Source organism: Acinetobacter sp. CY79, from assembly GCF_059515845.1.
Genome location: NZ_JCAKMY010000053.1, coordinates 1 through 11,041, shown reverse-complemented (window position 1 = coordinate 11,041; position 11,041 = coordinate 1). Strand labels below are relative to the sequence as shown.

At 39.5% G+C, this 11,041-nt stretch carries 14 protein-coding genes; 5 read left to right on the top strand and 9 right to left on the bottom strand.

All coding sequences use genetic code 11. The features are described from left to right. Nucleotides 1-31: 31 nt before the first annotated feature. The 4 genes from tnpC to tsaA all read right to left on the bottom strand — a co-directional run bounded on the left by tnpC (nucleotide 32) and on the right by tsaA (nucleotide 3,556). A complete protein-coding gene (tnpC, locus tag AC5YCE_RS15080; protein WP_496171426.1) occupies nucleotides 32-1,636 on the bottom strand; it encodes an IS66 family transposase in 1,605 nt (534 codons plus the stop codon). 74 nt (nucleotides 1,637-1,710) lie between these two features. Further along, nucleotides 1,711-2,046: an IS66 family insertion sequence element accessory protein TnpB gene (gene tnpB / locus AC5YCE_RS15075; protein ID WP_496125721.1), complete on the bottom strand. Its 336-nt coding sequence runs from the start codon at nucleotides 2,044-2,046 to the stop codon at nucleotides 1,711-1,713. Next, on the bottom strand, nucleotides 2,043-2,471 hold the full coding sequence (locus AC5YCE_RS15070; protein WP_496125720.1) for a transposase: 429 nt from the start codon (nucleotides 2,469-2,471) through the stop codon (nucleotides 2,043-2,045). The genes tnpB and AC5YCE_RS15070 overlap by 4 nt, the downstream gene beginning before the upstream one ends. A gap of 362 nt (nucleotides 2,472-2,833) precedes the next feature. After that, nucleotides 2,834-3,556 carry a tRNA (N6-threonylcarbamoyladenosine(37)-N6)-methyltransferase TrmO gene (gene tsaA / locus AC5YCE_RS15065; RefSeq protein WP_496172579.1) on the bottom strand — a complete coding sequence of 241 codons (723 nt, stop codon included), beginning with the start codon at nucleotides 3,554-3,556 and terminating at the stop codon, nucleotides 2,834-2,836. 105 nt (nucleotides 3,557-3,661) lie between these two features. Between tsaA and AC5YCE_RS15060 the strand changes: the two genes are divergently transcribed. Further along, nucleotides 3,662-4,441: a ferredoxin--NADP reductase gene (locus AC5YCE_RS15060; protein ID WP_496126810.1), complete on the top strand. Its 780-nt coding sequence runs from the start codon at nucleotides 3,662-3,664 to the stop codon at nucleotides 4,439-4,441. Nucleotides 4,442-4,484: 43 nt separating this feature from the next. Here the strand turns inward: AC5YCE_RS15060 and AC5YCE_RS15055 are convergent, their stop codons facing one another. The 4 genes from AC5YCE_RS15055 to AC5YCE_RS15040 form a co-directional block, all read right to left on the bottom strand. Next, nucleotides 4,485-4,976 (bottom strand): hypothetical protein, encoded by a 492-nt coding sequence (locus tag AC5YCE_RS15055; protein WP_496172578.1) that lies wholly within the window; start codon nucleotides 4,974-4,976, stop codon nucleotides 4,485-4,487. 113 nt (nucleotides 4,977-5,089) lie between these two features. Then, entirely contained in the window at nucleotides 5,090-5,272 is a 183-nt protein-coding gene (locus tag AC5YCE_RS15050; protein ID WP_496172577.1) for a hypothetical protein, read from the bottom strand. 22 nt (nucleotides 5,273-5,294) lie between these two features. Further along, the gene (locus AC5YCE_RS15045; RefSeq protein ID WP_496172576.1) at nucleotides 5,295-5,543 is read right to left on the bottom strand and encodes a hypothetical protein; all 249 of its coding nucleotides are present in this window, start codon (nucleotides 5,541-5,543) and stop codon (nucleotides 5,295-5,297) included. Nucleotides 5,544-5,660: 117 nt separating this feature from the next. Then, nucleotides 5,661-6,314, bottom strand: a complete 654-nt coding sequence (locus tag AC5YCE_RS15040) for a cation efflux transmembrane domain-containing protein (protein ID WP_496172575.1) — start codon at nucleotides 6,312-6,314, stop codon at nucleotides 5,661-5,663. 77 nt (nucleotides 6,315-6,391) lie between these two features. Here AC5YCE_RS15040 and AC5YCE_RS15035 point away from each other — a divergent pair, with 77 nt between their 5' ends. The 3 genes from AC5YCE_RS15035 (at nucleotide 6,392) to AC5YCE_RS15025 (ending at nucleotide 8,539) form a co-directional block, all read left to right on the top strand. Further along, nucleotides 6,392-6,793, top strand: coding sequence for a MerR family DNA-binding protein (locus AC5YCE_RS15035; protein WP_496172574.1), 402 nt, complete (start codon nucleotides 6,392-6,394; stop codon nucleotides 6,791-6,793). Between the two features lie 90 nt (nucleotides 6,794-6,883). Continuing rightward, nucleotides 6,884-8,275 (top strand): prephenate-dependent tRNA uridine(34) hydroxylase TrhP, encoded by a 1,392-nt coding sequence (trhP, locus tag AC5YCE_RS15030; RefSeq protein WP_496172573.1) that lies wholly within the window; start codon nucleotides 6,884-6,886, stop codon nucleotides 8,273-8,275. A gap of 9 nt (nucleotides 8,276-8,284) precedes the next feature. Further along, nucleotides 8,285-8,539, top strand: a complete 255-nt coding sequence (locus AC5YCE_RS15025; RefSeq protein ID WP_496172572.1) for a YfhL family 4Fe-4S dicluster ferredoxin — start codon at nucleotides 8,285-8,287, stop codon at nucleotides 8,537-8,539. Nucleotides 8,540-9,043: 504 nt separating this feature from the next. On the opposite strand, the gene AC5YCE_RS15020 is transcribed toward AC5YCE_RS15025, so the two are convergent. Then, complete coding sequence (locus tag AC5YCE_RS15020) at nucleotides 9,044-9,967, bottom strand: metal-dependent hydrolase (RefSeq protein WP_496126804.1); 924 nt, start codon at nucleotides 9,965-9,967, stop codon at nucleotides 9,044-9,046. 89 nt (nucleotides 9,968-10,056) lie between these two features. Here AC5YCE_RS15020 and AC5YCE_RS15015 point away from each other — a divergent pair, with 89 nt between their 5' ends. Further along, nucleotides 10,057-10,989: an IS5 family transposase gene (locus AC5YCE_RS15015; RefSeq protein WP_496171020.1), complete on the top strand. Its 933-nt coding sequence runs from the start codon at nucleotides 10,057-10,059 to the stop codon at nucleotides 10,987-10,989. The last annotated feature ends 52 nt before the right edge of the window (nucleotides 10,990-11,041 follow it).

Here is an 11,041-nt window from a genome sequence, read left to right as displayed (position 1 = left end):
GTAAACATCCGCTGAACCCCATTGCTATGTTTTAACGGGGTTCAGGTTTCCAGCGGTGTGGCAGTAATTCTTCTATTTGAGTCACTTTATGTGTCGGCAACCTTTTCAGCACATCACTTAAATAGGCATACGGATCCAGCCCATTCAGTTTTGCTGACTGGATTAAAGTCATGATATTTGCCGCTCGCTGACCACTGCGCAGCGAACCTGCAAATAACCAGTTCTTACGCCCCAAAGCCCAAGGCCGCATTTGATTCTCTGCCCAATTATTGCAAATAGGTAGATTGCCATCATCCAGATAACGGCTTAAGGCTTCCCAACGTTTTAGGCTGTAATTGATGGCTTTAGCAGTTGCAGAGCTTAAGGGTACTGCAAGTTGATGTTGTGTCAGCCATTCATACAGTTGCTGCATAACAGCTTGACTATACTGTTGCCGGTACTTATAGCGTTGTTCTGCTGTACCGTCGGTATTTTTTCTTATTTCAGCCTCTATCGCATAGAGCTTCTGAATCAAGAACAAAGCCTGTTCTGCAATCTGACTTTTTCCAGTCACATGCAACTCATGGAATTTACGACGTGCATGCGCCATGCAGCCCACCTCAATGACCTGACCTGATCTAAAGCGTGCTTTGTAGCCACTGTAATCATCACAGACCAGATGACCCTGCCAGCCTTTCAGGAACTCTTCAGCATGCTGACCTGAACGGCTATCCTGAAAGTCATAAATCACGGCTTGAATTGGATTATATTGAGTTGTTGCATAAGCCCAGACATAACCTTTCTTCGGTTTTTTATCTTTATCATCCATCCGCATGATGGTGACAGGTGTTTCATCTGCATGAATCACCGCTTGCTGTAGGATCACCTTCCTTAATGCATCGGTTAGGCCTTCTAACTCTACACCACAGCGACCTATCCAGTCAGATAAGGTTGATCTGGACAGATCAACACCTGCGCGTAGAAAGATTTGACGTTGACGGTACAGTGGTAAATGATCGGCATATTTAGACACCAGTACATGGCTAAGCAGTTCAGGTGCAGCGATTCCTTTCTCAATCACATAGGCCGGCATTGCTTGTTGGGTCAGTGTGTCACATTGATCACACACCCATTTGCCACGCACATGCTGTTCCTTATAGAACTGTGCCGGTCTGAAATTCAGTTTTTCACTGATATCTTCGCCAATACGACGCAAGGTGCAGCCACAAGCACATTGGGTTGATGCAGGTTCATGCTCAATACGGAGGGTTGGCAGGTGATCTGGCAGTGGTCGACGTTTAGGTTTGTTGACTGGGGCTTTCTGCGCAGCTGCATTGGTTTTATCTGCATTCAGCCGTTCCAGTTCCAGATCAACCGCAGCAATATCTTCTTCGACCGCTTCGTCCCATAGATGGATTTGTTTTGCGCTTAGATGTTCGTTTTTACTGCCGAATTTATGCTGTTTAAATAGCGCAAGCTCATGCTCGTATTTTTGATTAAGAATGGAAAGATGTTGATTCGTGACTTCAAGATGTTGAACTTTGGCATCTAATTGTTGTTTATCTTCTGCGAGTTGTTGATGCTGCAGCGCCAACTGCCGGGTAAATTCCAGCAGTTGTTCATGGGTCAGTTGGCTTAAATCAGGCAGCGTATTCATGACCGCAGTATGGCTGAGATCATGAATATGTGTAAATAAAACGTTTGGAGAATAGCAGAATGGATGAGCTTGGTTTAGAGCATATTCACCACCTGCTGTAAGCCGATTCTCTGCCAGGGCAGACCCTGAATTAACGCCTGTAACTGTTCCGGGCTGATCGCCACGGTTTCACCCTGGTGAACCTGAGCCCAGTGAAATTTGCCCTGTTCCAACCGCCGGGCACACAGCCAGATGCCCAGTCCATCATGCACCAGTACTTTCATGCGATGGCCACGTTTATTACAGAACAGGTAGGCGCAGTGTGGTTTGATATAGCCAAATGCTCTCAGCACCTGAGCCATGGCAGTATCCATACCTGCACGCATATCCATCGGCTGGGTAGCAAGCCAGATTTCATCGATACGGATCATTTGATCAAGCCCTGAATTAAAGGCAGTAATTCCTTTGCCGATTCCACCGGCCAGTCGATCTCGATCATCTGATCCCGTGCGGAACCTTGTTCCTTATGCAATGGAATCCTGATATGAGCGACAGCATTCTTCTCTGGCACAGGTGGCGGAGGTGCTTCTTGTCTGACTGGAGTCGGGTGAAGAATGATGGGAAGAAAGTCGGTCTGTGGACTGGATGGGCTTTTTAATGCAGGGGGCATTGATCTGGACTGGCGAATCCATTTATGCAGCAGATTGGCATTGATCTGATGTTGCATTGCAACCTTAGCTACTGACGTATCTGGCTGCTGGCAAAGCTCGACCAGGTACTGTTTAAACTCAGCTGCGAAGATTCTGCGGGTTCTTTCTGTCGTTTGTTCAGTGTCTATAAAAGTGTCTAAGGCCATAAACATAATGTCCATTTAATAAATAATGGACACTATCGGGATATTGAGCAAATAAGAAAAGTGGGGTTCAGCGGACGCTTACAATTTGCATAGATATCTTTAAGTTCAAATATCCTATGCCTCACTCTAAGCCGTCATCAGATTAATCTAAGTTAAAAACCTATGCTTATGATCAACATGTATATTTTAAACCAAGGTGATTTTGAACAAATACATCGTCATAGCGTAGTGAAGTGAAGTGAAGTGAAGTGAAGTGACTATGCCAAAGAAGTTAGTGATACGCTAAACCTTAACTCTACGCGTAAATGATAAACTTCATTAATTAAAGAATATTGACCTTAGTCACTGAGAGAAATTTTCAGTTAAAGCTGAGTATATACAATGTCCAAAATTTGAACATGTTCAGCGCTTACACTGAATTTGACATTCAAATTTGCAAATAACATTCCATAGACTCTTGCTTCATCATGTTGATAGGCAGGACGCGGGTCAAATGATAGAACCGCTTCAAGTTCTGCAATATTTTGCAAACTGAGTTGCTTCATTTGTACGAGTAACTGTTGTTGTAAGATCGCTTCTTCAGACCATATCACTTCTTTACGAATTGGCTGTTGCTGTGCATAACCACTTTGAGCATCTATCACAGCATCAGAGTAGTGAATATAAGGCTTAATGTCTAAGATGGGCGTACCATCTAACAAATCACTCCCCGTAACATAGACACGTACAGATTTACCGACTTTTTTGACCTCTTTGAGCTGAACCACAGACAATCCCATCGGTGATGGTCGATACATACTACGTGTCGCAAACACCCCTATTTTCTGATTCCCACCCAAACGCGGTGGGCGAACTTGTGGTCTGAATTTATTTTCAGCATGCAGATTTTTATTCTCATGAAAATGCCAAATCAGCCAAAGATGACTGAACTCATCAATCCCTTCAAAAGCCAATAAATCGTTATAAGGCTCAACCATTTCGATGAAGGATTCCACTTGAACCAAATTCGGTTGCCTTGGAATTCCAAACTTTTCACGGTAAGGAGATCTCGTATACCCGATTATTGGCATTTTTACTTCAGTCATAATCACTTTTTCTGATAAGTTCAATTAAATATATTCAGTTTATCGAGAATGATTTTAGATTAGAATAGTAAGCTGTTCTAATTTGATAATTTATTGAGACCTTTAATGGCTGCTTTCAACGTCGAAAAGATTACTCACGTTCACCACTGGAATGACACGTTATTCAGTTTTAAAACGACTCGTGACACTGCGCTACGTTTTAAAAATGGTCAATTTGTGATGATTGGTCTTGAAGTCAATGGTAAGCCTTTAATGCGCGCGTATTCCATCGCTAGCGCGAACTATGAAGAAGAACTTGAATTCTTCTCAATTAAAGTTCCAGATGGTCCTTTAACATCGATCTTACAAAAAGTAAAAGTAGGCGACGAGATTTTAGTTTCTAAGAAACCAACAGGTACTTTGGTTCTAGACGATTTAAATCCTGGTAAAAACTTGTATCTTCTTTCTTCAGGTACGGGTCTTGCACCGTTCCTTTCTACGATTCGTGATCCTGAAACGTATGAACGCTTTGAAAAAATTATTGTAGTTCACGGGACGCGTTTTGTCTCTGAGTTGGCGTATCAAGACTTAATCGAAAATGAAATTCCAAATCACGAATTCTTCAGTGAGTTAGGCGCTAAAGAAAAACTAGTATATTACCCAACCGTGACTCGTGAAGATTTCCACACTCAAGGTCGTGTAACAACAGCGATTGAATCTGGTGATTTGTTCGAGAAGATTGGTCTTCCACGTTTCAACCCTGAAACTGACCGCGCAATGCTTTGTGGTTCACCTGCATTCCTTGACGATGTTGCTGCATTACTTGATCAACACGGTCTGAAAGAATCTCCAAAAATGGGCGTTCTAGGCGATTACGTGATTGAACGTGCATTCGTTGAAAAATAAGATTTAATTTATTAAAAAAACCGAGCTTATTAGCTCGGTTTTTTTATCTTGTACATATTCTCGATAAATTTTCAATTTCAGTATCAAAAAGAATTAAATTTAAAATCATTTCAGTTGGAGTTAATTTTTTGATTACAAACTCCATAGCATCAGGGTCAGCAAGGGCAGTTTGAATATTAAGTTTTTCATTCAAAGATGGATTATCCGTTTCAAAGGTATTTAGTTGATTTTCTTCAATTGACAATATTGAACCTTTAATAATCCATTGCGCAGTTGAAACAGCCGTAAAGTTAGCTACTTCTGAATCTTTTTTGAAAATAATTTTTGAACTCTCAGAATATTCACGGTTTTCTGAGAATATACTCTCCATAAATGTTTGAGTATCATAACCCATATAGTCCATACTCTCGGTGCATTTCCAATTACCTGTTATTTTAGCTGGTGTAATTTGTTCAGAATCAGCAAATGTAGACAATGAAATACAGCATCCAAGCAAAATATAAATGAAACGACTTTTTCTTTTTACTTTAAACATAAAATCTCAATTTTTTATAAATTATTTTGAACTTAGAGTTTATTTTAATTTAACACTTAATCCAATAAAAAACCGAGCAATCATGCTCGGTTTTATAAAAACATCAATTAAGATTAACGAGTACGACCTTCTTGATTTGCAGAACCTGAACAGCCTGCGCCACCACCAATCACGAAACCACGTTCAGCTTTACATGAACCAATCATTTTTCCATGTGAATCATAGGTTGTAACTGTCGATGCGCAACCAGTTAAAATAATAGCTGTTAATACTGTGAATAAAGCTGAAATTTTCATATTTTCCCCTAATAAATAAAAACTAACGAATCGAAATCAAAGATGCATCTGGTGGTGTTTCAAGTAGCCCTGTCGCACTATTCACTACGTTATAATCAACTTGAACACCATTGCTATGACCATGACACGTTGCTGTTGCAGTCGAGAATAAACCCCGTGTCGCTTTACACGAACCCACAACTTGACCAGAAGCATCATAGGTTACTGCGATAGAGGAACATCCCGATAAAATAATTACCGCCCCCACAGATAAAATTTTAAATAATTTCATCAAACACCCAATAATTTAAAAAATAAAATCTTTTAAAATCTTTAGCTTATTTTAAATTTTATTAAATTAAGTGCATAATGTACATCATCCTAAAGGATAGTCTTCCCATAATAATTATTATTTAGATTCACCACATGTTTGCTCAACATTTTGCTTTGCACGCTCAGATTGTCTCTCTTTCAATGATTGTTTAATCACCTGATATCCGCCCGTTAAACCTAAAACGGCCATAATCGTTGCAACAATTAAATCAGGTAACATACTGCCTGTGCCAAATACACCAATGGCAGCACAAATCACAGCAATATTCCCTATGGCATCATTACGACTACACAGCCATACAGACTTCATGTTTGAATCACCATCTCTAAAAGCATAGAGAAAAAATGCACACACGACATTTGCCACTAAAGCTAAGACACCAATTGCACCCATCGTAATCGCTTCAGGTGGAATACCAAGACTATATGCATAAATGACTTTAGCAATGACGACTAAACCAAATGTCGCCATCACAATACCTTTTATTAAAGCTACAGTTGCACGCCAATATAAACTTGCCCCTAAAACGGCAAGTGAAACCCCATAGTTCACAGCATCGCCGAAAAAGTCTAAAGCATCTGCCCAAAGTGCTGAAGAGTGTGCATATGCTCCACCAATCATCTCCACAAAGAACATGGCAACGTTGATCCACAAGGCAATCCAAAGTGCAGTTCTAAATCGACTATTTGGCTTTTGAGGTGCAGGTTCGTGACTACAAGTACATGCCATAATTGACCTCTTTTAAAATGATCTTGCTTGTATTAGTCTTATTCAAAACTATGGATTAAGTCCAAGGTCAATCACTCATGAAAAAATATTTTTTGATTAACGAATTCGCTAATTTAAGTGGCTTGAGTACCGACACTATTCGATTTTACGAAAAACGGAAATTAATCCAACCGAGCTTTCGTGGAGATAACAATTACCGTTACTATGATGAAAATATGCTCAAACGAATTGTTTTTATTAAACGATGTCGAGCTTTGGATTTAAGCTTAAATGAGATCGAAAGATTGATCGAACTTGAACAAAATCCTCAACAAAGCTGTCATGAAGTGAATCATATGATTGATCTACATATCCAGCAAACTACTGAAAAAATTAAGGAATTAAATAATTTCAAATCTCAACTAGAGTCACTACGCGCTTCATGTAATCAATCCACTCAAATTATGGACTGTGAAATTTTAAAGCGACTTGAAGCTTAAAAATCATGCGAATACCGACTAATTTACTAGGTTGAATCATTTTTTTTGTTCCCTACAATAAAGCCATAAATTTTCTAAGCCTTTACTGAAATGACTATTTCACATGTCACTGAGCTTCTCTCTCCTGCTGGTTCGCTTAAAAATATGCGCTATGCCTTTGCCTATGGTGCAGATGCCGTGTACGCAGGACAACCGCGTTATAGCTTACGTGTTCGCAACAATGAATTTGATCATGACAACTTAGCGATTGGCATTCAGGAAGCACATGATTTAGGTAAAAAATTCTATGTGGTGGTCAACATTCAACCGCATAACTCGAAACTCAAAAATTTCATTCGAGACTTAAAACCCGTTGTTGCCATGCAACCCGATGCGCTCATCATGTCAGATCCAGGTCTGATTATGATGGTGCGTGAACATTTCCCGCAGATGGACATTCACCTTTCAGTTCAAGCCAATGCGGTGAATTGGGCAACCGTTAAATTTTGGAAAAACATGGGACTGACGCGTGTCATCTTGTCTCGTGAACTCTCCATTGATGAAATTGAAGAAATTAAAAACCAAGTTCCAGACATGGAAATCGAAGTGTTTGTGCACGGCGCACTGTGCATGGCGTATTCAGGTCGTTGCATGCTTTCAGGCTACATGAATAAACGTGATGCCAACCAAGGTGCTTGCACCAATGCATGCCGTTGGGAATACAAAGTTTTAGATGCAAAAGAAGATGAAACGGGTGATGTGATTCCTGTTCACAATATTGAATCAAACTGTTGCTCAAAAGATGCAGATGAAATGCACATGCAACAACAGCATCAATTTGATCAGCCTGTCTTATTACAACGCAATCAAGAAGATATGTTTGCCGCTGAAGAAGATGAGCACGGTACATATTTTATGAACTCAAAAGATTTACGTGCTGTACAGCATGTGGATCGTTTAACGAAAGCGGGTGTGCATTCGCTTAAAATTGAAGGTCGTACAAAATCATATTTCTATTGTGCCCGTACTGCACAAATTTACCGCAAAGCGATAGATGATGCTTTAGCAGGAAAAAGTTTTGATCCAGCGCTGATGACTCAGTTAGAGGGTTTAGCAAACCGTGGTTATACCGAAGGTTTCTTACGTCGCCATGTTCATAGCGAGTATCAAAACTATGAACACGGCTCCTCAAGTTTTGATCATCAAATTTTCTGTGGTGAAGTGTTAGAACGTCATGGTAATTACATCAAAATTGATGTGAAAAACCGCTTTGTGGTCGGTGATTCTTTAGAGCTCATGACGACTTCGGGAAATATTACGTTCACATTAACTGAGATCAAAGACAAAAAAGGCAATCTGATTGAAGATGCCAAAGGTTCAGGACATATTGTTGAAATTCCTGTTCCCGCTGATGTTGATATGAATTTCGCCTTGCTTATTCGTAACTTACCAAATTCTACTGCTGATATTTCAGCGTCATCTTTGGCTTATCAAGCGGTTTAGGATTAAAAAATGGCTTTGCTCATTACTGACAAATGCATTAACTGCGACATGTGTGTCGCTGAATGTCCCAACCAAGCTATTTTTGAAGGCGAAAAAGTCTATGAAATTGATGTAAATCGTTGCACTGAATGCGTAGGATTTTACGAGCACCAAACTTGTGTGGATGTTTGTCCAATTGAGTGCATTATTCCACATCCCGAATATGTCGAAACGAAAGTTCAGTTATTGGAAAAGTTTAAATCATTAAGTTTGTTTGGTTCGTAGGCTATTTGCATGTATAAAACCTTTATTTGATTAAATAGCTATCACTTAAAGAGATTTATATTTAATTTTAGGAAATGCGGTATGGTCATTGCATTAAAGCATGTGCATGAAATAGGAAAGGTTTTGACTGTAATCACTTAATAACATCCTGAGGGAAAGTAGAAGAAAAGTGAAAACTAAAATTGATCATGATGAACATGAACAATAACGCAGTCAAAACCAGTTAAACAATAATAACTGGAATAAGAATAATGATGAAAGAGGAAAGAAAAATGAAAGTGCGTGGGGACACTTTCATTTATAACGATAATAAGAATAGGAACTGGGATACAGCGACCCAAGTTCCTAAAACATGAAAAAGAAAAATCAATAAAAGCTTAGAAAAAGGTCAGCGTACGTGGGGATACGCTGACCTTTTCTTTATCCATTCTTTGACTCGCCTATTTTGATCCAAACAAGTATCAATACTTAGACTTAGATCTAATCGCTGATGAACAAATTCGATTAATGTCTCATCTTGGCTGCATTGACAGCTGGAGAAATTTCAAAATAAGCTAATGCTTGAGCAGTATTGCCCTCTGTTTCAGGATGATAACTTGGCGACACCCATCTTAAAACCGACTTTGCTAAAAAGGTAAATGTCGGAACATTTCCAGTTTTACGCCCTGTACGCTGTAATTCCCAAAGTATTTTGAATATATTGGCTTTTGCAAGTTTCTGCATGTCTTCCAAGCTGTCTTGTTGAGCGAGACTTCTCACGATATCCACCATTAAATAGATGAACATCGGAAATACGCCAGCCATCAACACTTGTCGAGAAATATAGAAACCGAGTTTGTTTTGGAGCAAATGATGAAATAAGTCAAACGCGACATTTCGATGTTCAACTTCTTCAGCTAAATGCCATCGAAACAAATCACTCATTTCTGGATCAGCATTATGCTTATCCCAATTACCACTTTCATCTAAAGTCCATTGACCAATAATCCCCGTAAAATGCTCAATGGCAGCAATAATCCCTACACGTGCGATCAACCAATGTGATTCAACCCATTTATAATTAAATATGGACAGATCAAATGGACGATCAGCAAGAAGTTGACCAAAAATAGTTTCAGCAGTTTTTAACCCTTTTTCTAAATCATAGTCATTCGCTTGCATAAACTTTTGACCCACAATATGCGCGCGTGCATGAATGGCCTCTTGACGAATAAAAGCACGAACGTCTTCTGCTAACTTTGGATCAGTGATTGAACTCAACGCTTTATTGAACACACGGCAAAACCAGAATTCACCTGCCGGTAAAAGCAAATTTATCGCATTATAAGTGTGCGATGAAAATGGATCGTTCGGAATCCAATGTATTGAAGATTGATCAAAGTTAAAATCAACAGCACGCGGGGTGATTTTAATTGCAGGAGTATTCAAGCCATTCTCTCATTATCTTTATTTTAGATTTATATGGCTTTGTTGCACAAACCTAGCATGTAAGGCTTATTCAGCAATATAATTTCAAAATGAATAAACCTGCAGCTAAAATCTACCATACAACCAATTGGTCATCCTATAATCGAGCCTTAATTAATCGAGGCAATATTTCCATTTGGTTTGATCCAAAGACTCAGTGGTATGCACAATCACAAGGCAAGCAAGGTCGAAATCAAACCTATTCCGATACAGCGATTCAATGCTGCTTAATGATCAAATCTCTATTTCGACTCTCTTTACGCATGGTTACAGGTTTTGTTCAAAGCCTGATTAAGCTTTGTGGATTAGATTGGACAGCTCCGGATTATTCCACCCTTTGTCGTAGACAGAAGCATATTGATATTGCGATTAGCTATCAAAAAAGTAGTAATGGGCTGCATCTACTTGTAGATTCTACTGGCTTGAAGTTTCTTGGTGAAGGTGAATGGAAATGCAAGAAACATGGGTCTGAATATCGTCGCCAATGGCGTAAGCTTCACATTGCTATAGATGCTAAAACCCTGCAAATACGTGCAGTACAACTCACCACAAATGATGTCAGTGATTCTCAAGTATTTGAAGATTTACTTGCTCAAATTCCCTTGGATGAACAAATTGATTCTGTTTATACAGATGGTGCTTATGACACAAAGCACTGCCGACAACTCATTTTAGATCGAGATGCATATGCGGTCATTCCACCGAGAAAGAATGCAAAACCTTGGAAAGATCAACAAGCGAGGTCTATAGAACGCAATGAGTTATTGAAAACAGTCAAACGGCTAGGAAGATCGCTTTGGAAAAAGTGGTCTGGTTATCATTGTCGAAGTTTGGTGGAAACCAAGATGCATTGCATCAAATTATTAGGCGATAAATTAACATCAAGAAGTTTCCCTAGTCAGGTGAATGAGATTCATGCACGCATAGCGGTCTTGAATAAATTCACAGAATTAGGTCGCCCTCATACCCAAGTTGTCTCTTAAATTTAACTCAATTAGGGTAGCTCTGCCTTTCAAACCTTTGTGCAACAAAGCC